Below are 26,309 nucleotides of genomic sequence, written 5' to 3'. Positions count from 1 at the left end.
AGGTTACAGAGGTAGGGGGGTAACGGGGGGATCATGGTGGCCCAAGGAACGACGCTGGCGGGGCGGTATCGGCTCGATACCCGCATCGGCGCCGGTGGCATGGGCGAGGTGTGGCGAGGCGAGGACATCGTGCTCGCCCGCACCGTCGCCGTCAAGGTGCTGCTTCCGGGCCGCATGGAGGATCCGGGGTTCGTCGCTCGCTTCCAGGGGGAAGCGCGGGCGATGGCCACGATCAACCACTCTGGCGTCGTCGACGTCTACGACTACGGCGTCAGCGGCGACACCGTCTATTTGGTGATGAAGTTCGTCGACGGAGAGCCGCTCGACCGGCTGCTGGGCCGGCTGGGCAGGATCCCGCCGCAGGCGGCCATGGACCTGATCGCGCAGGCCGCGTCGGCGTTGCAGGCCGTACACGACCGTGGCATCGTGCACCGCGACGTCAAGCCGGGCAACCTGCTCGTGCAGCGCGACGGCACGCTGGTGATCACCGACTTCGGCATCGCCCGCTCCGACCTGGCCAACCGGCTCACCGACGCCGGCATGGTGCTGGGCACGGCCGCCTACTGCGCGCCCGAGCAGGCCGAGGGCGCTCCCGTCACGCCCGCTGTCGACATCTACGCGCTCGGCGTGGTCGCGTACGAGTGCCTGGTCGGGCAGCGGCCGTTCGACGGCGACAGCGCGGTCACGATCGCGCTCAAGCACATCCGGGAGGCCCCGCCGCCGCTGCCGCCCGACATCCCCCCGCCCGTGCGCACGCTGGTCGAGATCGCCCTGTCGAAGGATCCGGCCAGGCGTTACCCGACGGCCAAGGCCATGAGCGACGCGGCCCGCGCGATCGCCAGCGGGCAGGTGCCGGCTCCGGCTCCCGAGCAGGGCCCGCCGCTGGCCACAGGGGCCTCGATGGCGCCGCCGACGGATGCGTACCGGACCGGGGCGCAGCCCGCGGACCAATATGGTCCGGGACCGTACCAGACCGGTGCGCGCATGACCCACGAGGACACGACAGTCGCCGAGCGACGCGGCGGCCGCCGTGCGGCCAAGGCCCCGCGCAGGACGGGGCTGATCGCGGGCATCGCCGCCGTGGCGGTGCTCGGCGCGGGCGCCACCGCGGTCGCGCTGACCGGCATGACCACCGGCGAGCCGACGCCCACGAACACCGCGGCTCCCATCGACGTGATCAAATCGCCCTCGCCCTCGCCCTCCACCAGGAAGCCCAGGATCACGAAGCCCCCGACACGGGATCCCAAGCCGACCACCACCAGGCCGAGGGTGACGCAGACCGAGAAGGAGGAGACCCCGACCCCCACCGCGTCGAAGACGCCCTCCCCGACACCGTCGAAGACGCCGACGAGCAGTCCCACGCCGACCGTCAAGCAGGTGCTCGTGCCCAAGGTTGTCGGGATGCCGTTCCTGGAGGGCCAGGAGCGGGTCGAGGTGGCAGGCTTCGACGTGCGCGTGACCGACGAAACCACCACCACCAACGGCCCGCGCTGCGGCAAGATCAGCCGGACTGATCCGGCCGGCGGGGTGAAGCTTGCGGTGGACAAACCGGTCAGGCTGTTCGTCGTCGATGGAATCTGCCCAGAGGCCTCGCCGACTCCCAGCACGACCGCCACGGCGAAGCAGTAGGTCACACCCCCGTCGTGTTGCGGGGGTAGGCGATCTGCGGGTCGGTGGCGACGTTCACCATGTACGGGATCCCGGAGTCGAACGCCCTGCGCAGTGCAGGCCCGATCTCCGACGGCTTGGTGACCAGCTCGCCGCCCCCGCCCAGCGCGGTCACGACCTGGTCGTAGCGGCACTGGGGCTGCAGCTCGGCCGCCACGTCGTAGCCGTACAGCAGCTGCATGGGGTGCTTCTCCAGGCCCCAGATGCCGTTGTTGCCGCAGATCATGACGACCGGCAGCCGGTGGCGTACGAGGGTGTCGACGTCCATCAGCGAGAAACCGGCCGCGCCGTCGCCGAGCAGCAGCACCACCTGTGAGGACGGCCTGGCCAGGCGGGCGGCGATGGAGTAGCCGAGGCCGGTGCCGAGGCAGCCGTACGGGCCCGGGTCGAGCCAGTTGCCCGGCTGCTTCGGCTCGACGTACTTGCCCGCGTAGGAGACGAAGTCGCCGCCGTCGCCGATCACCACGGCGTCGTCGGCCAGCACCTTGCCCAGCTCGCCGTACACGCGCATGGGGTGGATCGGGTCGGAGTCGGAGGCCAGCAGCTCGGCGTCGCCCGCGATGGCCGCGGCGGCCGTCTCCGACAGCTTCGACACCCACGAGGCGTACGTCTCCGGCTTGACGCCCGCATCACCGCAGGCCGTGCCGAGGCTCCAGAACACCACCGACAGGTCGCCGGCGGCGGACGCGGCCGGCTGCATGTGCGTGGCCAGCTGCGACGGCGCGTCCACAATGTGCACGACGCGGGCCAGCGGCGCGCCGTCCTTGCCGCCGAACCACCCGTAGCCGAGGCGGAAATCGAGCGGGGTGCCCACCACGATCACCAGGTCGGCCTGGGCGAAGGCGAGCCCGCGGGCGCGCGTGACGAGCAGCTCGTGCCCCGAGGGCAGGATGCCACGGCCCTGACCGTTGGGGATCACCGGCAGCCGCCATGTCTCGGCGAAGTCGCGGGCGGCCTCCTCGGCCCGGTCCATCCACACGTCGGAGCCGTACACCAGCACCGGGCGCTCGGCCTCGGCCAGCAGGTCGGCGATGGCGGCCACGTCGTCGGGGTCGGGCTCGTACGGCGAGGGAGTCTGCGTCCGCACGTCGTGCACCGGCGAGGGGGAGAACAGGTGGTCCATGTAGAAGTCGAGGAAGACCGGGCCCCGGTGGGGCGCGACGGCCGTGCGGAAGGCCGACTCGACGTCCTGCCCGACCGACTCGGGGCCGGCCGCGGTGAACGACAGCTTGGTGATCGGCGCGAGCAGCGGCGGGTGGTCCATCTCCTGGAGGGCGCCGCTGCCCCAGCGCGACTGGGGCGCCCGCCCTCCCATGACGACCACCGGCGAGCCGTTGAAGTGGGCGGTCGCGATGCCGCTGACGCCGTTGGTGATGCCCGGCCCGGCGGTCAGCACGGCCAGCCCGGGCTTCCTGGTCAGCCTGGCCGTCGCCTCGGCGGCGAAGACCGCGCTCTGCTCGTGGCGTACGTCGAGGATGCGCATCTCCTCGTGCACCGCCCCGTCGTAGAGCGGGAAGACGTGGCCTCCGGAGAGGGTGAACATGGTCTCGACGCCGTAGGCCTTGGACACGGCGACGGCGGCGTCACCGGCGTGCTTCGCAGACTCCATGCCGGGAACTTACCAACCAGTCACAGCGGTAAACAGACCTTAAGGCGTGTGCCGGGATCTTCAACGGCAGCACAGGGACACCGATCCTCCCGGCGCCTTCGCGGTGATCTTCCGCGGCGATTCGTCGTCCTTCTTGACGTCGAGGGTGGTGTTGGCGGCGTCCACCGTCAGGTCGTAGAGGCCGGTGGGCACGTTCACACGGACGTCTCCCGCGGTCCTGACCACGGCCCTGACGGACATCGGCGGGTTGACGAACGACAGGTCCACGTTGCCGGAGCCGACCTCCACGTCGGCCGTATCGCCGTCGAGCCGCTCCGCGTCGACGTCGCCGGTGCCGGTCCTGGCCCAGATGGGGCCGGAGATGTTATGAACGCGGACGTCGCCGGAGACGGTGGTCAGGCGCACGCTGCCGAAGATGTCGTTCACGGCGAGCTCGCCGCCGGTCGTGTCGGCCACGATGTCGGTCTCCGGCGGCACGAAGATCACGTAGTCGGCCCGGCACACGGGACCGTCCGGCTGGTCGGAGCCCGGGCAGGCGGCCTCCAGCCGCAGGGTCGAGGTGGCCGCCTCCCAGTCCTCGGTGATGTCGGGCCGGTCTCTGGACCACCGCAGCGTTCTGTGGATCAGCAGCTCTCCCGCCTCGCCGGCCAGGACGATCACGCTCACCTGGGTCGTGGCACCCTTGATCTCGACCTTGTCCTTCGCGAACGGGATGGACCTCTGTGTGGTGTCCACCGGTGTCCTGGCCCTGGCGAACCCGCGCCAGAGCGCTGTCGTGGACACAACCAGCGCGATCACGGTCACCACGGCGCCGGCCGCCAGCCAAGCCGCCCTCACGGCAGGCTCCTGATCTTCAGGAACTGCAGCACGGCGAGCACCCTCCGGTGGTCGCCCTCGGTCGGGGACAGATCGAGCTTGGTGAAGATGTTGCCGATGTGCTTGCCCACCGCGCCCTCGCTGAGCACGAGCGCCTGACCGATGCCGGCGTTGGAGCGGCCCTCCGCCATCAGCTTGAGCACCTCGTGCTCCCTGGGCGTCAGCCGCTCGAGCGGGTCGCTGTTGCCGCGCAGGATGAGCTGGGCGACCACCTCGGGGTCGAGCGCGGTGCCGCCGGAGGCCACCCTGCGCAGCGCGTCGATGAACTCGGTCACGTCCGCCACCCGGTCCTTCAGCAGGTAGCCGACGCCGCCGTTCGCGGCGGAGGCGAGCAACTGGGCGGCGTAGCGCTCCTCGACGTACTGCGAGAGCACCAGCACCGGCAGGCCAGGCTGCTGGCGGCGTAGCACGAGGGCGGCCCGCAGCCCTTCGTCGGTGTGCGTGGGCGGCATCCGGACATCCGTGATCACCAGCTCGGGCCGGTGCTTCTCGGCGGCCCGCAGCAGCCCCTCGGCCTCGTCCACGGCCGCCACCACCTCCATGCCGGAGGCGTCCAGCAGCCGGATCAGCCCCTCGCGCAGCAGCACGGAGTCCTCGGCGAGCACTACTCGCACGGCAGGTCCACCTCGATCGTCGTCGGGCCGCCGAGCGGACTGGACAGCCGGAGCGTCCCGTCGACGGAGTCGATGCGCTGGGCCAGGCCGCGCAGGCCGGTGCCGCCGTCCAGCCGGGCGCCGCCGCAGCCGTCGTCGTACACGAGCACGTGCAGCCGGTCGCGCTCGCGCCGCACGCGTACCTCGGCCTTGGTGGCCGCGGCGTGCTTGGCGATGTTGGTCAGTGCTTCGGACACGATGAAGAAGGCCACCGCCTCGATGGTAGGAGTGGCACGCCATTCGATGTCGACGCGCAGCTTCACGGGGAAGGGGGCGCGGGCGGCGACGCCGGACAGCGCCGCGTCCAGGCCCTGGTCGTTGAGCACGGCCGGATGCAGGCCGCGGACGAAGTCGCGCAGCTCCTTGAGCGCCTGTTTGGCCTCCTCGTGCGCCTGAACGATGGCCTCGCGGGCGGGCTCGGGCAGGTCGGTCAGGGTGGCCCTGGCCAGCCCCAGGTTCATGGCGAGCGAGACCAGCCGCTGCTGGGCGCCGTCGTGCAGGTCCCGCTCGATCCTGCGGCGCTCGGCGTCGGCTGCGTCGATCACGCCCGCCCGGCTCTCGGTCAGCGTGTCGATCCGCTGGCCCAGCTCGGACCGGCTGGGGCCGAGCAGCGTACGCGCCACCGACAGGTCCAGCGCCGCCATGCCGCGCGCCAGAACCGGCGCCAGCAGCAGCAGCGCGAACCCGACCGCCATGAACACCATGACCACCCGCTGGTCCCTGAGATCGAACACGAACTCCAGCGGCGGGCCGTGCAGCTTCGCCGGCAGAAACGCCAGCAGCCCCACGATGGCCCCGCCCCAGGCAACCGCCACCAGGAACGCCGCCGCCAGGCCCACGAACGGCGACAGCAGGTGGTAGCCGATCTGCCGCCACGTGGCCGCGCTGCGCCAGTTGCTCGGCGAGCGCACGGGCGCGATGTGCGCCCCGAGGAACGCCGCGAACCTGGAGCGCTGCACCCCGGTGAACCGCGGCAGCCCGCGCCACAGCAGGGGAGGCGCCGCGACCAGGACGAGCGTCAGCCCGCCGAGCACCACGGCGATCGGCAGGCCGATCATCACGTGGGCCGTGTCGAGCCAGGCCCGTGCCGACCACGGACGGGGGACTTTCATGGCTCAACGGTATTGGCGGGGGAGGTGTAGGTGAAATGGGTCTGGTGTGCGGACGGATGGTGGGGTTAGCCCCACCCTCGAACAAAACCACCTCTCTCGACGTCTCACGATTCGATCAGACGAATGGGGAGGTTCTGCTTCCTCTCAAGCTGTTCGGATCGTCACAGCTGGTTCCTGATCGGTTCCGGTGTGTCCGGGACCGGCTGCGCGAGGTAGTCCGCCACCTCCACGGGGGCGAGGAGGCGGGCTTCGCGCAGGAGTTCCAGCGACTCCCGCCAGGACTTCCTGGCCTCCTCGTGCCGCCCCAGGTCGTGCAGGGTGTGGCCGAGCCACCAGTGGGACACGGCGGTGCCCATGGTGAATCCGGCCTCGCGCTGGAGTTTGATCGCTTGCTGGTACTCCTCGACGGCCTCGTGCAGCAGGCCGCGCGCCCGGTAGGAGTCTGCGAGAGTGTCGAAGGCGGTGCCGAGACTGCCGGTGTCGACCAGCAGCTCCTCCGCCATCGCCAGGGCGTGCCGCGCCTCGTCCACGGCCTCCTCGTGTCTCCCCTGGCGGTAGTAGACGTGAACCCTGTTGTTACGAACGAATGCCTCGTGGTCCCTGCGTCCCGACCGTTCGATGAGGGCGAGGGCGCTCTCCAGAGCGGCGAGTGCGTCGTCGTAGCGCCCCATCATCGTGTAGGTGATGCCCAGGTCGTTGAGCGTGCCCGCCTTCCGGTGCACCTGCCCGGCCCTGTCCCAGCAGACCAGGGCCTCCTCCAGGTGGGACACGGACTCCTGGAAGCGCCCGAGCTGCTGGTGGACGGAGCCGTGCCCGCGGAGCAAGATCGCCTGGGCCTCCCAGTCCTCCTCTTCCCTGGCGCGCCGCACCGCCTCCTCGACCACCTCGACGAGCTCGGAGAACCAGCCTCGACGCTCGAACAACCACTGGACCGCAGTGGCGAGTCCCGTGACCGAGCGATCGGCTTCGCGCGCCGCTTGCCGTACTGCGGCCAGCAGGTTGTCCCGCTCGCGGTCGACCCAGTCGTTGGCGGCCTCCAGGGTGGCGAGCTCCTCCCCGGGCTGCTCGGTGGGGAACATGGCGGCTTCCGCGCTGCCGTTCACCAGCGCGGAGGCCCGCTGCGACGTGGCCAGATAGTGGTGCAGCACGCGGCCGACCGCGCTCACCCGCTCCTCGGCGGGGACGTCCTGCTCCCGTGCGTACAGGCCGACGAGGTCGTGGAACTGGTAGCGGCCCGGTCCGGCAGGTTCGAGCAGGCGGGCGTCCATCAGGTCTTCCAGCGCGGTCTCGGCACGGTGCTCGGTCCACCCGGCCAGCGCGGCCGTGGTGGCCGGAGTGTGCGTGGTCAGGTCCGGCAGCCCGAGCAGGGCGAGTAACTGCGCCGCGTCCCGTCCGGCCGGTTCTTCGCGCAACTGCTGGTGGCTGACCGCGATGCTCGCGCGTACGGCCAGGTCGGCGTACTCCAGCAGGTCAAGCCGCCGGGTGGCGTCGGCCAGCCGTACCGCGAGATCAGAGAGCGACCAGTCGGGGCGGACTGCCAGGCGGGCTCCGGCGATGCGCAGGGCGAGCGGGAAACCGCCGCAGAGCCGTACGATTTCCTCCGCCGCCCGCGGCTCGGCGTCCACGCGATCGGATCCGACCATCCGAGTGAGCAGCGTGGCCGCGCCGGTGGCGTCGAGCCTGCCGAGGTGCAGGTGCTGGGCGTTGTCCAGAGTGGCGAGCGGGTCGCGGCTGGTGACCAGGACGCGGCAGCCCTGCCCGGCGGGGATGAGCGGGCGAACCTGGCGCACGTCGCGGGCGTTGTCGAGGATCACCAGCAGGTCGCCCGTGGCGGTGAGCGAACGGTAGCGCGCGGCAGCCTCCCCGGGGTCGGCGGGTACGGCGGCGCCGTCCAACCCCAGGGTGCGCAGCAGATGGCGAAGCGCTTCGAGGGGAGCCAGCGGGGCGAGCCCGGCGGTGGAACCGTACAGGTTGACGTAGATGACGCCGTCGCCGAAGCGCCCGGCGACGGCATGGGCGACATGGACGGCCAGCGCGGACTTGCCGATGCCGCCCGGCCCGTCGATCACGGTGACTGCGGCACCGCTCACCAGATCGGCACGCAGCCGCTCGATCTCGGCCGCCCGCGCCGTGAACGCCCGGGTATCGGCGGGGAGCTCAGCCGGCGCGACGTGTCCGGCCGGCGTGGTCTGCCGCCCCGGCGCCAGGTCGAGCACGGGATCCTTGACGAGGACGGCCTGGTGGAGGCGGCGCAGTTCAGAGCCGGGCTCGATGCCCAGTTCCTCGACCATGACCCGGCGCAGGCGCTGGTAGGCCTCGAGCGCCTCGGGCACCCGCGCGTCGCGGTACAGGGCGAGCATGAGCTGGGCGGCAGGTCGCTCCCGCAGCGGGTGTGCTCTGACGTGCGCCGCGAGGTCGGCGGCCACGGCGCGATGGTCACCGGCGGACAGGCGCAGGTCGGCATGGTCCTCCAGCACGGCCAGCCGCTCCTCCTCCAGGCGGTCGGCCTCGATATTCGCCCAGGGCGCGTCCACCTCGGCCAGCGCCGGTCCTCGCCACAGCCCGAGCGCCTGGCGGAACAGCGCGTCAGCGGTCACCGTGGCGCCCTCGGCGCGGGCGGCGCGTGCCCTCCCGGACAGGCGGGTGAAGGCGTGGGCGTCCACGTGGTCACGCTCGACCGCGAGCCGGTAACCGCCGGGCACGGTCTCGATGATCTCCGCACCGCAGTGGGAGGCGAGTGTCTCCCGGAGCTTCGACACCACGATGTGCAACTGCTTGGCCGCGGTCGCGGCGGAACTGCGTGCCCACACGTCGGTGAGAAGCCGGTCGGTGGGCACGGCCTGCCCCGCGGTCAGGGCGAGCCGGGCCAGCACCCCGATCCGCCGCCGTCCGACGATCTTGACCGAGACACCGTCGGCCTCGACCTCCCAAGGGCCAAGGCACCTGATCTTCAGCCTCAAGGGTGCGCTCCCGTCGTCCACGAAGATCTGGAGTCTAGCGATTTAGGCTGTTATCTTCCGTGCCCCGTTAGAGAACCTGCTGGCGGAACACCAAGGGATCGAACGTGCCGCCCAGCGTGGCGCCCAACCCCCTGCGTGCCGCCTGCGCGAACGCATCCCTGCCGAGACCGCCCGCCCCCTCGGGCAGGGCGCCGGCCAGCGGCCGGGCGGCCAGCATCTCCAGATCGGCCACGTTGCTCCGCTCGGCCAGCCCCGGCTCGTGCGGCCACGCGCCGATCACCACCCCCGCCAGATCCAGCCCTCGATGGGCCATGGCTTCGAGGGTGAGAGCGGTGTGGTTGAGCGTCCCGCCCTGGGCCCGCACCACGACCAGCACCTGAGCGTTGACCGACCTGGCCAGGTCGGCGATCGTGCTTCCGTCCTCGTCGAAGCGCACCAGCAGCCCGCCGGTCCCCTCCACGATCACCAGCCGGTTGCTTTCGGCCAGCTCACGCACCTGGCGAGCGGCATCCGCCAGCGACACCGGCGGCAACCCCGCCAGTCTCGCCGCGGCCGCGGGTGAGAGCGGCTCGGGAAACCGTCCGAGCTCGAAGGTGGTCATCACCCCCGACAGCCGGATCACCTCATCCAGATCACCGGCCACTCCCGGTGGCAGCCCGGTCTGCGCGGGCTTCATCACCGCCACGCTCGAACCCCTGCCGAGCGCCAAGGCGGTCACGGCCGCCGTCACCATGGTCTTGCCGACCGCCGCGTCCGTCCCTGTGACGACGAGAACACTCACGTGACCAGCCTAGACGTGGTGCCCGCTCAACCTGGGCTCCTCATCGGGCCTCGCCGTGCAGGAAGCATGCGGCCACGTGCGGCCAAAGGTCCCACAGGCTCCTTCCCAGCCACGGGAACGACCATGATGGAGCTCAGGAGCCTACGGCCTCCTGAGGCGGGTGACGAACTTGTAGCGGTCGCCGCGATAGAGGGATTGCGCCCACTCGACCGGGTTGCCGTCGGCGTCGAAGGCGTGGCGGGTGAGCAGGAGCATCGGCAGGCCGACGTCGACGCCGAGGGCCTTGGCGTCGTACGGCGTGGCCAGGACGGTCTCGATGATCTCCTCGGCGTCCGTGAGCCGCACGTTGTAGGCGTTGTGCAGCGTCTCGTACAGCGACGCGTGCACCTCCAGCTCCCGCCGCAGCCGCGGGAAGCGGCGCGCCGACAGGTGGGTGGTGTCGATCGAGACGGGCTCGCCGTTGGCCAGCCGGAGCCGGTGGATGCGCAGCACGCGCCCGCCCGGGTTGATGGCCAGCCGGCGGGCCAGCGGCTCGTCCGCGGTGATGTAGCCCATCTCCAGTATCTTGGTGTCCGGCTCCAGGCCGGCGGTGCGCAGGTCCCCGATGTACGAGGTCAGCTGCAGCACCTGCGCCACCTTCGGCTGGGCCACGAACGTGCCCTTGCCCTGGATGCGCAGCAGCCGCCCCTCGACCACCAGCTCGGTGAGCGCCTGCCGGACCGTGGTGCGCGAGGTCTCGAACCGTACGGCCAGCGTCCGCTCGGGCGGCAGCGCCGTGCCCGGAGGCAGGCTCTTGGTCAGCTCGAGCAGGCTGCGTTTCACGTCGTAGTACTTCGGTACGCGGGGGCTGTCGTCTGTCACGCGCTCACCTTCACTTCTGCCACGGCGGTGAGGCGTGTCTGATCACCGCGAGATCATCGGAACTCACTTTGGCCCGGGCGGTCAACCGCGGGCCATCGCAGCCCACCAACACCGAGCGCCCGGCACGCGCGAATCCGGGCTGCTCAGGCCGATGGTGAAGGATATCCACAGCGGCGATCGCGATCGCAACCGAGGTCGGTGCGATGGCCGCGCCCAGCGGCCCGCCACAGGTAGCACCTACGGTGGCTCCGTCCTGCGGCCCGCCGCAGGTAGCGGTCTGCGCACCTACGCGACCCGTGTCGCGGCGGCACCACGTGCCCGTGGAGATCACCTCCGGCTTGCCCCGCACAGCCCCGTCCTGGGACCCGAGCGCTTTCAGCAATGTGACGGTTCTCACAATATGAGATTTCGCAAAAAGACCAGTTGAGTGAACGATGCCGTATCCATGTTCACTGCGCGAGTGAGCGGGCGTGCGGCGGCCCTCGGCGGACTACTGCCCGCTCGGTCACGTGCGCATTCCTTCAGGGGGCCGGTTTGGTTGTTGCGGGGAAAAGCACGCATGATGCAGTCGTGCCGACTCTCAGCGACCTCGTCGTCCGCCACACCGCTCTCGACGAGGCGGATCTCGACTGGCTGCACTCGCTGGTCTCCGACTGGCAGTTGCTGGCCGATCTGTCGTTCGCCGATCTCGTCCTGTGGGCGCCGCTGCTGGGGGAGAACGGCTGGATCGCGATCGCCCAGATGCGCCCCACGACCGGCCCCACCGTCTACCACGACGACATCGTCGGCAGCGTGGCGGCCAAGGGCGAGCGGCAGCTCATCGACACCGCGTGGAACGAGCGCCGCATCTGCCGCGAGGGCGACCCCGACTGGTCCACAGGGGTTCCGGTCAGGGAGGAGACGATCCCGGTCCGGCGTGCGGTCGAAGGCGCCGAGGGCCGCTTCCTGGCGGTGATCCAGCGCTCCACGAACCTGTCCTCGGCGCGTACACCCTCCCGCCTGGAGTTGACCTACCTGCAGAGCGCCTCCGACCTGGCACAGATGGTGGCCGAGGGGCGCTTCCCGTTCTCCGGCGAGGAGCCGATCCTGGTCCGCTCGCCCCGCGTCGGCGACGGCCTGCTCAGGCTCGACCGGGCCGGGCGCGTCACGTACGCCTCCCCGAACGCCCTGTCCGCCTACCGCCGGCTCGGCCTGCACGCCGACCTGGTCGGCGCCGAGCTGGGCCGGGTCACGGCGACGCTGTGCTACTCGGACGAGCCGATCAACGAGGACCTCATGATCGTGGCCAGCGGTCGCGCGGCCAAGGAGACCGAGGTCGAATCCGGCGGGACGATCGTGCAGCTCAGAGCCATCCCGCTGATCGTCGGCGGTGGCCGGATCGGCGCGCTGGTACTCATCAGGGACGTGACCGAGCTGCGGCGGCGCGAGCGGGAGCTGATGACCAAGGACGCCACCATCCGCGAGATCCACCACCGGGTGAAGAACAACCTGCAGACGGTGGCAGCCCTGCTCCGGCTCCAGGCGCGGCGGCTGCAGGTGCCGGAGGGCAGGGAGGCGCTGGAGGAGGCGGTACGCCGGGTCGGGTCGATCGCGATCGTGCACGAGACGCTCTCTCATGCGCCGGAGGAGTTCGTGAACTTCGACGAGATCGCCGACCGGGTGATCGCGATGGCCGGGGAGGTGGGGGCGGCGGAGGCGGCCGTCACGCCGCGGCGTGTCGGGGGGTTCGGCGTGCTGCCGTCGCTGATCGCCACACCGCTGGCCATGGCGCTGACCGAGCTGTTGCAGAACGCCTTGCAACATGGACGGCCCAAGCGGCTGGAGGTGGTGGTGGAGCCGGCGCTGGACCGGCTCAACGTCACCGTGTGGGACGACGGGCGGGGTCTGCCCGTGGGCTTTGACCTCGACAGCTCTACGAGCCTCGGCCTGCAGATCGTCCGCACGCTGGTCGAAGGGGAATTGTCGGGCAAGATCTCCATCCGGCCGCGCCTCGAGGGCGGCACGGAGGCCGTGCTGTCTATCCCGCTCCCCGCGGCCTGACGACGGTTTCGTCAGGCAGTGGCGCGGGCCCGGGCACGGGCGCTGCGGCGCTTGAGAGCGCGGCGCTCGTCCTCGCTCAGACCGCCCCAGACGCCGGCGTCCTGTCCGGACTCCAGCGCCCACTTCAGGCAGGCATCGACGGCAGAGCAGGACCGGCAGACCTGCTTGGCCTCTTCGATCTGCATGAGTGCGGGGCCGGTGTTGCCGATTGGGAAGAACAGCTCGGGGTCCACGTCACGGCAGGCAGCTCGGTCGCGCCAGTCCATGCGTTCACTCCTTAGTAGATGAAGCCTTGGTCGGCTCCGTGCGGCCACTACTTTGTGAAGAGTTTCACTAACCTCCGCGAACGAGTACCCGAATCCTGTGAGGACCGGGGTCGTCCGCTGATCATCGGAGAACCTTGGGGTTGTTAAAGGTCCTACGTTCCGACGTCAGTGTTGAGCTTTTCAGCCACGGAGAGTGCACGCAAGAGGGTTGGAGCGAAGTTTTGCCCGATATAGATGTCGGATGCGTCACACAATGACCGAATGTAACCGGCTAGACCAGTACTTGTAACGCGTTCGGTGTAGCCCGAAATGTTACGGTTTCGCGTTCGCCCAGGTAGTCGCCGTCCAGTTGGAAGGCCACGGGGCGGTCCGCGGTGAGCGTGAACTCGGCCTCGTCGTGGAGCTGCACGAGGTGCCGGCCGGACGGAAGGGTGTCACTCTCCGTGAGGATGTGCTGGAGCACCGGCACGAGCGAGATCAGCCCCATCCGGCGCAGTCCGAGCAGGTCGAGCCCGGTCTCGAAGCCGGCCCACGGGGTCGGGGTCACGGGCCTGCTGCCCACGTAGGTCCATGGCGAGGTGTTGGAGATGATCGCCATGAAGACGCCCTTGGCGGCCGGGATCCCGGGGCCGGTCAGCGTCATGGCTGGATGCCGCTTGTCCGTGGCCAGATAGTGCCGTAGAGCCGTGTTCACATACCGTGCCGGGGTAGCCTTCCGGCCGGTGCCCCTCAGGCCCTCTACGGCCCGTACAACCTCGGCGTCGTATCCCATCCCCGAGCAGAACGTGAAGTAGCGGCTCTGCCCCTCCCAAAGGGCCTGCCCCAAACTCACGGTCCTGCGCCGGCCCTCCCTGAGCGCCTCCAGCACCGCGCCCGTGGACTCGACCGGATCGTTCGGCAGGCCGAGGGCGCGGGCGAACACGTTCGCGCTGCCGCCGGGGATGACGACGAGCGCGGGCCGCCCGGCGCTGGGATCGGCGAGGGTCTGCGCATCATCGCCGTTCACCGGGTTGAGCATGCCGTTGACGGTCTCGTTGATCGTCCCGTCGCCGCCGAGCACCGCCACCACGTCGTATCCCTTGGCGCGGGCGGTGGCAGCCAGCGCCGCCGCGTGCCCGCGGTACCGGGTCTCCTCCACGGCCAGGTCCACGGCCGCGCCGAGCGCACGGATCAGCACGTCACGGGTGCGGGCGTTCGTGGTCGTGGCCTTGGGGTTCACCAGCAGCATCGCGCGCATATCGCCAGCGTAGCCCGTGCTCGCCGCCCGCCTTATCGGCCGAAAGTCCCATCGTGGCAGGTGCGAGGTAGGGTACGGGCGTGAATCGTCGCCCGCTCACTCTCGTCATCGCCGCCGCGGTCGTCGCCCTGGAGGGCCTCGTCGCACTCGGGCTCGGCGTCTTCGTCGCCGTGGAGACCCTGACCGGGACACCCGATGACCTGACGACCGCCGTGGCAGAGGCGGCGTTCGGCGTGCTGGTCGGCGCCGGGCTGCTCTGGGTGGCCTGGGGCGGGTTGTTCAAGATGGAGCGGTGGGGGAGGTCGCCGGGCGTGCTCGCCCAGATCTTCATGCTGCCCGTCGCCGTCACGCTCATCCAGTCGGACCAGCCGCAGCTCGGGATCCCGCTGATCGTGCTCGCCCTGGCCGGGCTCGCGACGCTGCTTGCGCCTCCCACCACCCATGCGCTCTACGGCGACTGAACGCGCAGCGTTCAGTCGCTCCGAAAAGAAGAGCGAAGCGCCATCCGGGGCTCGCGGGGCTTGCCCCGCGGGGTTAGTCGTCGGCCGTCAGGCCCTCGCGCAGCTGCGCCAGCGTGCGGGCGAGCAGGCGCGAGACGTGCATCTGCGAGATGCCGAGCTCGGTGGCGATCTGCGACTGCGTCATGTTGCCGAAGAACCGCAGCAGCAGGATGCGCTTCTCACGCGGCGGCAGCCGCTCGAGCAGCGGTTTGAGCGACTCGCGATATTCGACGCCCTCGAGTGACTCGTCCACGATGCCGAGCGAGTCGGACACCGCGGGGGCGTCGTCGTCTCCCGAGTCGGGCGCGTCCAGCGACACGGTCGAGTACGCGTTCGCCGACTCCAGGCCCTCGAGCACCTCCTCCTCGGTCATCTTCAGGTAGGAGGCCAGCTCGGCCACGGTCGGGGCGCGCCCCTCGCGCTGCGACAGATCGCTTATCGCCTTGGTCAGCGAGAGCTTGAGCTCCTGCAGGCGGCGCGGCACGCGGACCGCCCAGCCCTTGTCGCGGAAGTGCCGCTTGATCTCGCCGACGATGGTGGGCGTGGCGTAGGTCGAGAACTCCACCCCGCGGTTGAGGTCGAAGCGGTCGATGGACTTGATCAGACCGATGGTGGCGACCTGGGTGAGGTCGTCGAGCCACTCGCCTCTGTTACGGAAGCGGCGGGCCAGGTATTCGACCAGGGGAAGGTGAAGCTCGACCAGCTCGTCCCTGATGCGCTGGCGGCGCGGCTCCTCGGGGCCCAGCTCGGCCAGCTCGGCGAAGAGCATGCGGGCGCGCACCCTGTCGGGCACGGCGTGTTCGCTGGTGGCCATGGCTCCAGTCCTTTCCGTCACGCCGGCCCCGCCGTTCTATGGGCCGCGCCTCGGCGCTTACGCAGGACGATCGCCATGCGATCGGGGGAGTCGTTCACCGCGTCGACGTCGTCGGCCAAGGCGGTCAGCACCATCCAGGCGAAGTCGTCGCGCTTCGGCGCGGAGCTCCCGACCGTCGCCACCTCGACCCTGACCTGCATCTCATGCCCGGTCAGCTCGAACTCGGCGGTGAGGTCGGTGCCTGGCACCGCCACGCTCAGCAGCATGGCGCACGCCTCGTCGACCGCGATCCGCAGATCCTCGATCTCGTCCAGCGTGAAGTCCAGCCGCGCCGCCAGCCCAGCGGTGGCCGTACGCAGCACGGACAGGTAGGCGCTCGCGGCGGGGAGCCGGATGCTCACCACGTCACGAATGCCGGCCACGCCCTCAGCGCGCGTCTCGGTTTCCTCGGTCACGTTCCTCCTCGCGTATCCGACGCCAACTGCAACTTACCGCCCCGGAGCGGTGCTTGGACGATTCAGACTCGCCGTCAACGGAAAAGGCTCTGCGCGGCCTGCGACCGCGCAGAGCCTTATGTGCCGTTTTAGGCGGCCTTGGTCTCCCAGAAAATCTTGGAGATTTCGTCGATCTTGCCCAGCAGGTCCTCGGCCTTGGCGACGTCCACCGTGCCCTTGGCGCCAGCCGCGCCCGCGAGCTTCGTGGCGTCCCAGAAGAGCTGGTGGAGCTGGGGGTAGTTCTCGAGGTGCGGTGGCTTGAAGTAGTCGGTCCACAGCACCCACAGGTGATGCTTGACGAGCTCGGCGCGCTCCTCCTTAATGGTCAGCGCGCGGGCGCGGAAGACCGCGTCCTCGTTGGCCGCGTACTTCTCCATGATCGCCTTGACCGACTCGGCCTCGATGCGGGCCTGAGCGGGGTCGTAGACCCCACAGGGCAGGTCGCAGTGTGCGGAAGCGACATGCTTGGGTCGTAGCAGTCGTGCGAGCATCAGAAAATCCTTCCTGGATGCTGAATCAGCTTGGTCCACAACCGACCTTACTCGGGTCCCAACGCCTGCGGAGTGGGGGGTCACAGCCCATGAGAGTGCGTGTCGAAGGCGATTCGATGCGTCCTGCGCTGCTTCCCGGCGACTGGCTTCTGGTACGCAGGAACGCCACCGTCCACCCGGGCGACCTCGTCGTGGCCAGGCTTCCTGACGACCCCGATCAGCTGATCGTGAAACGGGCCCAGTGGCATGGGAAGGACGGGTGGTGGCTGGAGAGCGACAACCAGCGGGCCGGCGGGCGGCGCGACAGCTGGGACTTCGGCCCGGTCCACGACATCGTCGGCCGCGTGGTCCTGCGCTATTGGCCGCTCCTTCGCCGGGCCCCCCGCGCGCGTCGTTAGAACCTGTTCTGGCGGTTAGGAATCGTCCTTGCGGCGGGCGCGGAAGGCGGCCACGTTCGCGCGGCTGGCGCAGCGGGCCGAGCAGTAGCGGCGCGAGCGGTTGGAGGAGGTGTCGAGGAAGGCGCGGCCGCAGCGCGGCTCCCGGCAGCGGCCCAGCCGCTCCACGCCCAGCTCGGCCACGACCGCGGCCAGGCCCATCACGGCGGTGGCCGCGGGGTCCTCGGCCAGGTGGAGGTGCCAGCGCCGGCCGTCGTGGTCCGAGAGCTGGGGGCGTACGGGATAACGCACGAGCAGGGCGTTCAGCAGCCCCGCCACGGCCCGCTCGTCGCCGGCCGCGTCGAAGACCGCGACGAGCTCGTCCCGCAGCCCTCTGAGCTCGGGTGGCGGCGCGGGGTCGTTGGCCAGGCGGACCGCCCACTCGGCGTAAGAGGTCAGGTCCATGCCGGAGTATTACACGAGACGGCGGGGCGCCGCGGCGCCCCGCCCGCCCGCGGCTACCCCTCGGGGTGCAGGACGCGGTGCAGGAACGCCCGGGTGCGCTCGTGCTGCGGGTCGCCGATCACCTGGGCCGGCGGGCCGTCCTCGACGATCACGCCGCCGTCCATGAACACCACCCGGTCGGCCACCTCGCGCGCGAACCCCATCTCGTGGGTGACCACGATCATGGTCATGCCCTCCTCCGCCAGCTTGCGCATGACGGTGAGCACGTCGCCGACCAGCTCGGGGTCGAGCGCGGAGGTGGGCTCGTCGAACAGCATCAGGTCCGGGTTCATGGCCAGAGCCCTGGCGATCGCCACCCGCTGCTGCTGCCCGCCGGACAACTGCGCCGGATAGGCGTCGCACTTCTCGCCCACGCCGACCTTCTCCAGGTTCTCCCTGGCGACGATCTCGGCTTCCTTCCTGCCGCGCTTCAGCACCCGCTGCTGGGCGATCATCACGTTCTGCAGCGCGGTCATGTGCGGGAACAGGTTGAACTGCTGGAACACCATGCCGATGTGCCGTCGTACGGCGTCGATGTCCACGTCGGGGTCGGTGACCTCGACGCCGCGCACGTACACCTTGCCCTTCGTGGGCTCCTCCAGCAGGTTCACGCAGCGCAGGAGCGTGGACTTGCCCGAGCCCGACGGGCCGATGACGCAGACGACCTGGCCGGGGTCGATGGCGAAGTCGATGCCCTTGAGCACCTCGTTGGAGCCGAAGTACTTGTGCAGGTCCTTGATCTCGATGGCGTGCGTCATCGGTTCCTCCCCTTTCGTCCCTCCAGCCGGGACGCGAGGTATCCCAGCGGGATCGTGACGATCAGGTACGTCACGCCCGCGACCATGATCGGCGTGGCGTTGGCGTACTGGGAGGCCAGGTCGTTGCCGAACTTGGCCAGCTCGACGTACTCGCTGGACACGCCGAGGAACAGCACCAGCGAGGAGTCCTTGAGCAAGGCCACGAACTGGTTGGTGGTCGGCGGGATGACCATGCGAAGGGCCTGCGGGATCACCACGGTGAACTGGGCGCGGGAGGCGGACATGCCCAGCGACCTGGCCGCCTCGGTCTGCCCCTTGGGCACGGCCTGCAGCCCCGCGCGGAACACCTCCGCCTGATAGGCCGAACCGATCAGGCCCAGGCCGAGCGCGACCTGGCCGTACGTGCCGAAGGGCACCTGGAAGCCGGGCAGCGCCAGCGGCAGGAAGGTGATCATGATGAAGATCAGCAGCGCGGGCAGGCCGCGGAAGATCTCGATGTAGACGAGCGCGATCCAGCGGTAGGGCCGGACCGGCGACAGCCGCATGAGCGCGAGCAGCAGACCTACCACGAACGAGAAGACGAATCCGCTGATCGTGTAGATGATCGTGTTCCGCAGCGCGATGGTGAAGAGCTCGGGCAGCGCCTCCTGGGCCACGTCAGCCTTGGCGAAGTTCTGCGCGAGGCCGCCCCAGTCCGCGTACAGGACCAGGGCGGCGAGCGCGACGACCAGGATGGCGTATTGGACGCCCCGGCTGATCTGCTGCCTCTTCCGGGGGCTGAGCCTGGCGCGGGCAGGCTCAGCCGTCTTCGGCTGGTCGGCCATGGATCAGCCCAGCTCGCCGGGCTTCTTGCCGAACCACTTCACGAAGATCTTCTCGTAGGTGCCGTCCTGCTTGGCCTTGGCGATCTCTTCGTTGATCGTCTTGAGCAGGACCGGGTCGGCGCCCTTCTTCAGGCCGACGCCGTACTGCTCACCGGTGTCCAGGCTGCCGATGAGCTCGAACTTCGCGGCGATGTCGGGCTTCTTCAGCCAGGTGAGCACGACCGGCAGGTCCTGGACGATCACGTCGGCCTGCCCGGACTGCAGGGCGAGCAGCTCCTTGGCGGAGTCGGCGTATTCGGTCGGGTCGAAGCCCTGCCCCTTGACGTAGTCGAGGCCGGTGGTGCTGGCCTGGGCGCCGAGCTTGAGGTTCTTCGCCTTGACGTCGGCCAGCGACGTCGCGCCCGTGCCCTTCTTGGCCAGCAGGGCCTGCGTGGCGTCGAAGTACGGGTCGGAGAAGTCGATGTTCTTCTTCCGATCCTCGGTGATCGTCATGCCGGCGGCGGCCACGTCGCACTTGCCCGCCGCCATGGCGGCGCCGCTCTTGATGACCGCGAAGTCGATGTCCACGATGTTCTGGGTCACGCCCAGCTTCTTCGCGGCCAGGTCGACGATGTCCACGTCGAACCCGACGATCTTGCCGCTGGCGTCCTTGAACTGGAACGGCTCGTAGGGGATGTTCGTGCAGACCGTGAGCTTGCCGGGCTGGACCAGCTTGGCTCCGCCGGCCGCGGAGGCACTCGCGCTGGTGGTGCCGGAGCCCGAGCCGGTGTCACTGCCGCACGCGGTCAGCGCGAAAGCGGCGGTCAACGCGAGCACACCGGCGGTGTAGCCCCGGCGGCGCATAGAGCTGAGGGCCATGTACGGCCTCCTTGGAGTTAAATGCCATGAAACTTGCGTTTTGTGCAGTTTAGATGGGGTTTAGCTGCGGTCCGTCATCGGCTATTTAACAATGCGTCAACAGAACGGCGTCGGCTCCGACACCGAACATCATCTCAGCATGTGGCACTATGGGATCACGGGTGACCCCCGAACCCCCCTCCCGAGATGATCGCCGAGGGGATCCTGGCAGCTACCGAAGCCAGCCCGCTCGCGCTCGTCCGCCGAAGGTTCTTCCGCTTCCGATGACTACAGGGGTCGCTGTGGCTGCCACGCCCGCTTCTGCTTCCGTCGAAACTCTCGATCTCGATCCGGCCTTCGCACTGCACCGCGGCGGCAAGCTCGAGGTCCGCTCCACCGTTCCCGTCCGCAACGCGGACGACCTCTCGCTCGCCTACACGCCGGGCGTCGCCCGGGTCTGCACCGCCATCGCCGAAACGCCCTCGCTGGTCAACGACTACACCTGGGTCTCCCGGGTGGTCGCCGTCGTGACCGACGGCACGGCCGTGCTCGGCCTGGGCGACATAGGCCCCGCGGCCGCCATGCCGGTCATGGAGGGCAAGGCGCTGCTGTTCAAGGAGTTCGCGAACGTCGACGCCGTCCCGATCTGCCTCGACTGCACCGACGTGGACGCCCTCGTCGAGACCGTCGTGCGCCTCGCGCCGTCGTTCGGCGGCATCAACCTCGAGGACATCAGCGCGCCCCGCTGCTTCGAGATCGAGGCCCGGCTGCGCGAGCTGCTCGACATCCCCGTCTTCCACGACGACCAGCACGGCACCGCCATCGTGGTGCTCGCCGCGCTCCAGAACGCCGCCCGCCTGACCGGCCGCGGCCTCGGCGACCTGCGCGCGGTCGTGGCCGGCGCCGGCGCCTCCGGCGTCGCGGTCACCCGCATCCTCCTGGAGGCCGGCATCGGCGACATCGCGGTCTCCGACTCCAAGGGCATGATCTACGCGGGCAGGGAGGGCCTCAACCCGGTCAAGGAGGCGCTCGCCCGCGACACCAACCGCGCGGGCCTCACCGGCTCCACCGAGGAGGCCCTGGCGGGCGCCGACGTGTTCGTCGGACTGTCCGGATCCACCGTGTCGGAGCAGGCCATCGCCGCCATGGCCGACGACTCGATCGTGTTCGCCCTGTCCAACCCGACGCCCGAGGTCCACCCCGAGGTGGCCGCCAGGCACGCCGCGGTCGTCGCGACCGGGCGCTCGGACTTCCCCAACCAGATCAACAACGTGCTGGCGTTCCCCGGCGTCTTCAGGGGCGCCCTGGACGTCCGGGCGTCCACGATCACCGAGAACATGAAGGTGGCCGCGGCCGGCGCGCTGGCGGGCGTCGTGGGGGACGACCTCGCGGCGACGTACGTCATCCCGAGCCCCTTCGACGAGCGCGTCGCCCCCGCCGTCACGGCCGCCGTGGCCGCGCAGGCCCGCGCCGACGGCGTCGCCCGCGTCTGAGTAGCCGGGGGCCTTCGGCCCCCGCTCACCCCTTTCGCCACCCTCGTCCCAGGTAGAGACCGCTTTCAGATTGCTTGGCTTTCCCATGGGTATGTGAGGTATCCGCCCGAGACTGGGGTCGTCGCCTGCCCTCCTCCCTGAGCAGGGCCGGCGGCGAAAGCCGAACGGAGTTGGACGACCTTTGGGAACCGCCATAAATCATTTACGCAAGGTGCTATAACAGGAGCTCTCTGTAATGATGTGGGCGCCGACTCCTGTGACGAGGAGAGCGATGGTACGCGAGCCGAATCGACTGCTGCAGCAGCTCATCGCGGAGGCGGGTTTTTCTCACAAGGGATTGGCCAGGTGCCTCAACGACCTGGGAGCCGCTCGTGGCACCCCGGGCCTGAAGTACGACCACAGCTCAGTGCTGCGCTGGATCGGTGGCCAGCGACCGCGGGATCCTGTTCCGTGCCTGCTCACGGAGATATTCGCCATGCGACTGGGCAGGCCGGTGAGCTCGGAGGACCTGGGCATGCCGGCCATCATTACACCCCTCGATCTCGGACAGGAGTTCACGCACACGTGGCAGGAGGGGGTCGCGACTGTGACCGCGCTGTGGCGGGCCGATGTAGAGAGACGGAGGTTTCTGATCGACTCGACGTTCGCGATAGGAGCAGGCTCCGTAGGAGCCGTACGCTGGTTGACGTCCCCGTCAGAGGGACGCCCGAGCGGCAGGGGAACGCGGCGGGTGGGCCGCGCCGACATCGCCGCCATTCACGAGGTCACCCGGTCCTTCGGTGAGCTCGACAATCGCTTCGGCAGCGGCCGCGTCCGCTCGTCCGTGGTCAAATACCTCGACACCGCCGTCTCGCCCCTGCTCAAGGACGGCTCGTACGGCGAGTCCACGGGCCGGCACCTCGCCGCCGCGGCCGCCGAGCTGACCCGCCTGGCCGGCTGGATGGCCTACGACATGGAGCAGCACGGCCTGGCCCAGCGCTACCTCATCCAGGCCCTCCGCCTCGCCAGGGGCGCCGACGACCAGACCCTGGGCGGCGAGATCCTGGCCGGCATGGCACACCAGGCCATCTACATGGGCCAGCCGGCCCACGCCCTCGACCTGGCCCGGGCAGCCCAGCTGGCGGCCCGCAGCGCGGGCGTGAGCACCCTGCTGGCCTCCGCGCACGTCCTGGAGGCCCACGCGCACGCCGGCCGGGGCGACGCGCGCTCCTGCGGTGCCTCCCTGCACGAGGCGGAACGCGCCTTCGACGCCCGCAAGCCCGCCCAGGAGCCCAGGTGGCTGAGCTACTTCGACGAGGCCTACCTGTCCGCCAAGTTCGCCCACTGCTTCCGCGACCTGGGGGAGGGGGAGCGGGCCGTCCGCCACGCGCAGCGCTCGCTCGACATGGACTCCCGGTACGTCCGGGGGCGGATGTTCAACCTGTCGCTGCTGGCGGCGGGGCTGCTGCAGTCCGGGGAGCTGGATGAGGCCTGCTCGACGGCCGCCCAGGCGTTGGCGCTGGCGGGGGAGCTGCAGTCGGCGCGTTCGCGGTCGTACGCGGCCGATTTGAGGCGGCGGCTGGAGCCGTACAAGAACGAGCGGCCTGTGAGGGCGCTGCGCGAGCGGACGCGCGAGCTCACCGCCGTGTGAAACGGTTCTCGGCCTACGGTTGTTCGGTGCGGGGCCGCTTAATGATCATCTGAAACGGGAACGGCCCGGAGCCTTCTTCGCTCCGGGCCGTCGTTCTTGTTTCGTCTACCGGAGCAGTTCGCCCTTGGGACCGACGATCGCCTTCGTCTCCGCGTAGTTGGCCTTGTTGTAGACGCTGGCCACCTCGCCGTCGAAGTACGCCGAGCTGATGAAGTCGATCCGGTTGTTGCCGTCCTGGTCGAGGAACATGCTGGTCACGCCGTTGACGTAGCCGGTGCGCTTGCCGTTGTCGTACCGCATGAGCCAGGGGCCGCCGTCGGCGCCGCCGGTCATGGAGCACTTGAGCACCTGGTGCGTGTCGACCCTGAAGGTATTGACCTGGTAGGTCTTGGTGCCGGTCTTGCCGGAGCACCACTTGGGGGTGACGCCGGAGAAGGGCTTGTCGCCGTCGGGGTGCGGGTCGGCGGGGTAGCCGAAAGCGATCACCTTCTGGCCCATGGGCTGGTTCCAGGCGACTCCTTGACCGCCTACGACGTCACCGAGGCGGCCCATGTCCTTGGCGATGCCGATGATGTAGTGGGCCTCGTAGTACTTACGCGAGGTGCCGGGCCTCACCCACTTCTGGGTGTAGTAGTGGGTGATGGTGTGGTTGCCGAGGCTGTCGGTCCCCCTGTCGCCGGGCCCCTTGTAGGCGTCCAGCTGGTCCTTGGTGACCTGCTCTACAACCGGGTCACCGAATATGAGGCCCTGCCCGCGGCCGGTGCCCTTGGCCTTGGCGGCGTTGTAGGTCTCCTTGGAGACCTCCACCTTCTCCAGAACGGCGCCGGGGTAGTCGGGGCCGACCAGGTCAGCGGGCTTGTCCTCGCCCTCCGACCAGCATTCGCCCAAGTTGATCTGGCACTTGAGGAATTCCTTGGCATCGATCTCGCGCGGCTTGATCCACTTGTCGCCCGCCCATGCCTTGAACTCGTTGTGCGACACCTCCTTCTCGCCGGCCAGCGAGAAGCCGTTGTGTACGGCCACGAAGGCGAAGTCGCCGTCGTAGTCGTCGTAGGTGTCGAGGTCGTAGGCGGTGAAGGCGTATGCGCCCGGGTAGACGCCCCAAGGAGCCTTGCCCTGGTAATAGCCGGGAACGAAGATCCACTTCTCATAGACATCGTTCTTGCCGTTCGCGAACACGCAGTGGCCGGCCGTGGCGACCAGGTTGCGGTGGCGGGCCTGGATGGAGGTGGCCGAGCACCAGCGGTAGCGGCCCGCCTGGTCGAGGAAGAAGACCTTGCCGATGGTCTTGGGCAGGTTGATGTTCTTGGACGCGGTGGGCTTGGTGGTGCCGGTCGGGGTGGTCATGCCGGGCTTGCCGTCAGGGGCGCCCTTGCTTTGCGAGGTGACCAGCTTGGGCACGTCCTTGGCGTCCAGGCGGTACTGGGTGGCCTTGCGCAGGGCGGCTCCGTTGGAGTCGAGCCAGAAGTAGGCGGCGCCGTACGCGTCCGCGGGCTTGGGCTGGAGGTTGTCTGTGGCCCAGTGCGGCTCGGCGTTGGCGGGGAAGGCAAGGGCGGCGGCGCTCAAGCCGGCGGCGGCGAGGGGGATGAGCAGGCGCTTCAAGGGGAGACTCCACTACGGGTTGTCAAGAAACTGTGTAAAGACCCTATCGTCCCATTAGTCACTCTGGTGAGGCTTCATCTCAGATTTTTCACCGAAAAAGGCCAAAGGGCCCGGCTGGAGGCCGGGCCCTTTGGTTACTGCTACTGAACGAAGATCAGGTCGTCGTTCCGATCCGCGTCGAACTACGGGATGAGCTTGCCGGACCACACGGCCGCAGCGGCCTTGTAGACCGTGTTGGTCTCACCGTCGAAGTACGCCGACGTCTGGGTGTCGTAGCGGTTGTTGCCGTCACTGTCGATGATGAGGCTGGTGACACCGTTGACGTAGCCGAGACGCTTGGCGTTGCTGTACTTGTACAGCCACGGCGCACCGCTGTAGCCGCCGGTCACGGCGCACTTCAGCGAGACCTGCTCCTCGACCTTGTACTTGGGGATGACGACGGTCTTGGTGCCGGTCTTGCCGTAGCACCACTTCGGCGTGACACCCGTGTAGGGCTTGTTGCCGTCGGGGTGCGCGCCCTGCGGGTAACCGAACGTCCGGACGAACTTACCGGTCGGCTGGTTCCACGCGAAGCCCTGGCCGCCAACGTTGTCGCCGAGGCGACCAACGCTCTTGACCTTGTGCTCGATCACGTAGTAGTCGAGACGGTAGTACTTGGTGTCCGTGCCGGGGACGAACCACGCCTGCACGTAGTAGTGCGTGATGAGGTAGTTGCCGGCGGCGTCGGTCTTCTTCTCGCCCTTCCAGGCGTCGTAGGCGGCCTTGTCGACCATCTCGACGACCGGGTCGCCGTAGACGAAGCCCGTGCCCTTGCCGGCGCCCTTCTTGAGGGCCTCTTCGTACTCGGCCTTGGTGACCTCGACCTTGTCGACCACGGCACCGGGGAAGTCCGGGCCAGTGACCTTCTTCGCGGTACCCGGCTTCATGTCGTAGTAAGGAAGCTTCGTCGGGTCCTTGACGGCCGAAAGGTACTCGGCTTCCTTGACCTCGGTGGCCACGATGTCAGTCTTCTGACCCTTGGCCGTCGCGGCCTTGTACTCCTCGTACGTGACCTTCGAGGGAACGTTGAGCACGCCGCCGATGCCGTCGTAGACGGTGACGAAGGCGTAGTCGCGGTCGAGGTCCTCGTAGACGTCGAAGTCGTAGTGGGTGAAGGCCTGCTTACCCACGTAGATGCCCCAAGGAGCCTTGCCCTGGTAGTAACCGGGGACGAAGACCCAGCGGGACACGACTTCGTCGTTGGCCGCGAGGTCGTACACGCAGTGACCGGCCGTGGCGACCAGGTTGCGGTACTGCGACTGGATCGAGGTGCCGGAGCACCAGTACAGGTTGCCGCCGCTCTCGAAGAAAACCTTACCGATGGTCTTCGGCAGGTTCACGTTCTGAACCTTGACCGTGGACTTCTTCTCGCCGCCAATGGGGGCAGTGGAGCCCGGCTTGGTGTCCGGAGTATAGCCTCCACCACTCTTGATCTTGTCGACCTCGAGGGCGTCGGGGCTGAAGGCCTTGGCGCCCTTGAGCGCCGCGTTGTTGGACGCGGTCCAGAAGTCCAGAGTCTCAGCTGCCTGCGCCGAGGTCTTCGCGAGCGGGTCGGTCGCGATGGTGTCGTCGGCGACGGCGGTGCTGGCCAGACCAGCAGCCAGCAGGCCGGTGGCCAGAATGGCGCCACCGGCGGGGAGGAGGATGCGCTTCAAGGTAACTCCTTGCGCTGTCGTGGAACGCCTCTTGCGTCCCAGGCGTCAGTAAAGGGATAGCCAGGAACATACAGTGTCGATCTTGAAATCCGGTAGCCGCTTTGGCGGGAAAAGATGTGACAAGCCGGGCGTGATCGTTCTGTGATGTTTGAGTGGCTGATGCGCAGGAGCCGAGCAGAGATCGCCGCGTGGCCATTTGCCCTGATCAACATAAGGAAGTTGTGAGTGTGA

The 26,309-nt window shown here is 69.1% G+C and carries 24 protein-coding genes; 6 read left to right on the top strand and 18 right to left on the bottom strand.

The window, feature by feature from the left end:
• Nucleotides 1–33 precede the first annotated feature (33 nt).
• On the top strand, nt 34–1,629 hold the full coding sequence (locus tag EJK15_RS33145; protein ID WP_138714425.1) for a serine/threonine protein kinase: 1,596 nt from the start codon (nt 34–36) through the stop codon (nt 1,627–1,629).
• Between the two features lies 1 nt (nt 1,630).
• Here the strand turns inward: EJK15_RS33145 and EJK15_RS33140 are convergent, their stop codons facing one another.
• From EJK15_RS33140 to EJK15_RS33110, 7 genes are all read right to left on the bottom strand, one after another.
• Nucleotides 1,631–3,277 (bottom strand): acetolactate synthase, encoded by a 1,647-nt coding sequence (locus EJK15_RS33140; protein WP_138714424.1) that lies wholly within the window; start codon nt 3,275–3,277, stop codon nt 1,631–1,633.
• A 60-nt stretch (nt 3,278–3,337) separates the two neighbouring features.
• Complete coding sequence (locus tag EJK15_RS33135) at nt 3,338–4,114, bottom strand: DUF4097 family beta strand repeat-containing protein (RefSeq protein WP_138714423.1); 777 nt, start codon at nt 4,112–4,114, stop codon at nt 3,338–3,340.
• Nucleotides 4,111–4,767, bottom strand: a complete 657-nt coding sequence (locus EJK15_RS33130) for a response regulator (RefSeq protein WP_138714422.1) — start codon at nt 4,765–4,767, stop codon at nt 4,111–4,113. Before EJK15_RS33130 ends, EJK15_RS33135 begins: the two co-directional genes overlap by 4 nt.
• Nucleotides 4,758–5,918, bottom strand: coding sequence for a sensor histidine kinase (locus tag EJK15_RS33125; protein WP_138714421.1), 1,161 nt, complete (start codon nt 5,916–5,918; stop codon nt 4,758–4,760). Before EJK15_RS33125 ends, EJK15_RS33130 begins: the two co-directional genes overlap by 10 nt.
• A 161-nt stretch (nt 5,919–6,079) precedes the next feature.
• Nucleotides 6,080–8,878 (bottom strand): AfsR/SARP family transcriptional regulator, encoded by a 2,799-nt coding sequence (locus EJK15_RS33120; protein ID WP_138714420.1) that lies wholly within the window; start codon nt 8,876–8,878, stop codon nt 6,080–6,082.
• A 67-nt stretch (nt 8,879–8,945) separates the two neighbouring features.
• A complete protein-coding gene (gene bioD, locus EJK15_RS33115; RefSeq protein ID WP_138714419.1) occupies nt 8,946–9,659 on the bottom strand; it encodes a dethiobiotin synthase in 714 nt (237 codons plus the stop codon).
• Nucleotides 9,660–9,800: 141 nt separating this feature from the next.
• The gene (locus EJK15_RS33110; protein ID WP_138714418.1) at nt 9,801–10,520 is read right to left on the bottom strand and encodes a GntR family transcriptional regulator; all 720 of its coding nucleotides are present in this window, start codon (nt 10,518–10,520) and stop codon (nt 9,801–9,803) included.
• A 570-nt stretch (nt 10,521–11,090) separates the two neighbouring features.
• On the opposite strand from EJK15_RS33110, the gene EJK15_RS33105 reads away from it, so the two are divergent.
• Nucleotides 11,091–12,560, top strand: coding sequence for a PAS domain-containing sensor histidine kinase (locus EJK15_RS33105; RefSeq protein WP_138714417.1), 1,470 nt, complete (start codon nt 11,091–11,093; stop codon nt 12,558–12,560).
• An 11-nt stretch (nt 12,561–12,571) separates the two neighbouring features.
• On the opposite strand, the gene EJK15_RS33100 is transcribed toward EJK15_RS33105, so the two are convergent.
• Together EJK15_RS33100 and EJK15_RS33095 are read right to left on the bottom strand one after the other, a co-directional pair.
• Nucleotides 12,572–12,826, bottom strand: a complete 255-nt coding sequence (locus EJK15_RS33100; RefSeq protein WP_138714416.1) for a WhiB family transcriptional regulator — start codon at nt 12,824–12,826, stop codon at nt 12,572–12,574.
• A gap of 271 nt (nt 12,827–13,097) precedes the next feature.
• Entirely contained in the window at nt 13,098–14,063 is a 966-nt protein-coding gene (locus tag EJK15_RS33095; RefSeq protein WP_138714415.1) for a diacylglycerol/lipid kinase family protein, read from the bottom strand.
• An 80-nt stretch (nt 14,064–14,143) separates the two neighbouring features.
• Between EJK15_RS33095 and EJK15_RS33090 the strand changes: the two genes are divergently transcribed.
• Nucleotides 14,144–14,524, top strand: a complete 381-nt coding sequence (locus EJK15_RS33090; protein ID WP_138714414.1) for a hypothetical protein — start codon at nt 14,144–14,146, stop codon at nt 14,522–14,524.
• A gap of 73 nt (nt 14,525–14,597) precedes the next feature.
• Here EJK15_RS33090 and EJK15_RS33085 read toward each other — a convergent pair whose 3' ends face one another.
• From EJK15_RS33085 to sodN, 3 genes are all read right to left on the bottom strand, one after another.
• The gene (locus tag EJK15_RS33085) at nt 14,598–15,377 is read right to left on the bottom strand and encodes an RNA polymerase sigma factor SigF (protein WP_171074665.1); all 780 of its coding nucleotides are present in this window, start codon (nt 15,375–15,377) and stop codon (nt 14,598–14,600) included.
• Nucleotides 15,378–15,394: 17 nt separating this feature from the next.
• Nucleotides 15,395–15,832, bottom strand: a complete 438-nt coding sequence (locus tag EJK15_RS33080; RefSeq protein ID WP_138714413.1) for an ATP-binding protein — start codon at nt 15,830–15,832, stop codon at nt 15,395–15,397.
• Nucleotides 15,833–15,960: 128 nt separating this feature from the next.
• A complete protein-coding gene (gene sodN, locus EJK15_RS33075) occupies nt 15,961–16,362 on the bottom strand; it encodes a superoxide dismutase, Ni (RefSeq protein ID WP_138714412.1) in 402 nt (133 codons plus the stop codon).
• Between the two features lie 89 nt (nt 16,363–16,451).
• Here sodN and EJK15_RS33070 point away from each other — a divergent pair, with 89 nt between their 5' ends.
• Nucleotides 16,452–16,760 (top strand): S24 family peptidase, encoded by a 309-nt coding sequence (locus EJK15_RS33070; protein WP_138714411.1) that lies wholly within the window; start codon nt 16,452–16,454, stop codon nt 16,758–16,760.
• A gap of 15 nt (nt 16,761–16,775) precedes the next feature.
• Here the strand turns inward: EJK15_RS33070 and EJK15_RS33065 are convergent, their stop codons facing one another.
• The 4 genes from EJK15_RS33065 to EJK15_RS33050 are packed head-to-tail and all read right to left on the bottom strand — an operon-like array spanning nt 16,776 to nt 19,680.
• Nucleotides 16,776–17,201 carry a CGNR zinc finger domain-containing protein gene (locus EJK15_RS33065; protein ID WP_138714410.1) on the bottom strand — a complete coding sequence of 142 codons (426 nt, stop codon included), beginning with the start codon at nt 17,199–17,201 and terminating at the stop codon, nt 16,776–16,778.
• 53 nt (nt 17,202–17,254) lie between these two features.
• Nucleotides 17,255–17,998 (bottom strand): amino acid ABC transporter ATP-binding protein, encoded by a 744-nt coding sequence (locus EJK15_RS33060; protein ID WP_138714409.1) that lies wholly within the window; start codon nt 17,996–17,998, stop codon nt 17,255–17,257.
• Nucleotides 17,995–18,822: an amino acid ABC transporter permease gene (locus tag EJK15_RS33055; RefSeq protein WP_138714408.1), complete on the bottom strand. Its 828-nt coding sequence runs from the start codon at nt 18,820–18,822 to the stop codon at nt 17,995–17,997. Before EJK15_RS33055 ends, EJK15_RS33060 begins: the two co-directional genes overlap by 4 nt.
• A 3-nt stretch (nt 18,823–18,825) precedes the next feature.
• Nucleotides 18,826–19,680 (bottom strand): ABC transporter substrate-binding protein, encoded by an 855-nt coding sequence (locus EJK15_RS33050; protein WP_138714407.1) that lies wholly within the window; start codon nt 19,678–19,680, stop codon nt 18,826–18,828.
• Nucleotides 19,681–19,943: 263 nt separating this feature from the next.
• On the opposite strand from EJK15_RS33050, the gene EJK15_RS33045 reads away from it, so the two are divergent.
• Nucleotides 19,944–21,152 carry an NAD(P)-dependent malic enzyme gene (locus EJK15_RS33045; RefSeq protein WP_138714406.1) on the top strand — a complete coding sequence of 403 codons (1,209 nt, stop codon included), beginning with the start codon at nt 19,944–19,946 and terminating at the stop codon, nt 21,150–21,152.
• 271 nt (nt 21,153–21,423) lie between these two features.
• Nucleotides 21,424–22,782 carry an NsdA family TPR-like regulatory protein gene (locus tag EJK15_RS33040; protein WP_138714405.1) on the top strand — a complete coding sequence of 453 codons (1,359 nt, stop codon included), beginning with the start codon at nt 21,424–21,426 and terminating at the stop codon, nt 22,780–22,782.
• Between the two features lie 105 nt (nt 22,783–22,887).
• Here EJK15_RS33040 and EJK15_RS33035 read toward each other — a convergent pair whose 3' ends face one another.
• Both EJK15_RS33035 and EJK15_RS33030 read right to left on the bottom strand, forming a co-directional pair.
• Nucleotides 22,888–24,384 carry a trypsin-like serine peptidase gene (locus tag EJK15_RS33035; protein WP_138714404.1) on the bottom strand — a complete coding sequence of 499 codons (1,497 nt, stop codon included), beginning with the start codon at nt 24,382–24,384 and terminating at the stop codon, nt 22,888–22,890.
• Between the two features lie 182 nt (nt 24,385–24,566).
• Nucleotides 24,567–26,078, bottom strand: a complete 1,512-nt coding sequence (locus EJK15_RS33030) for a trypsin-like serine peptidase (protein ID WP_138714403.1) — start codon at nt 26,076–26,078, stop codon at nt 24,567–24,569.
• Nucleotides 26,079–26,309: the final 231 nt, after the last annotated feature.

It is taken from the genome of Nonomuraea basaltis (genome assembly GCF_005893125.1).
Lineage (GTDB): Bacteria > Actinomycetota > Actinomycetes > Streptosporangiales > Streptosporangiaceae > Nonomuraea > Nonomuraea basaltis.
Note: the sequence above shows the minus strand (reverse complement) of the source record. Positions and strands in the feature narration are given on the sequence as shown.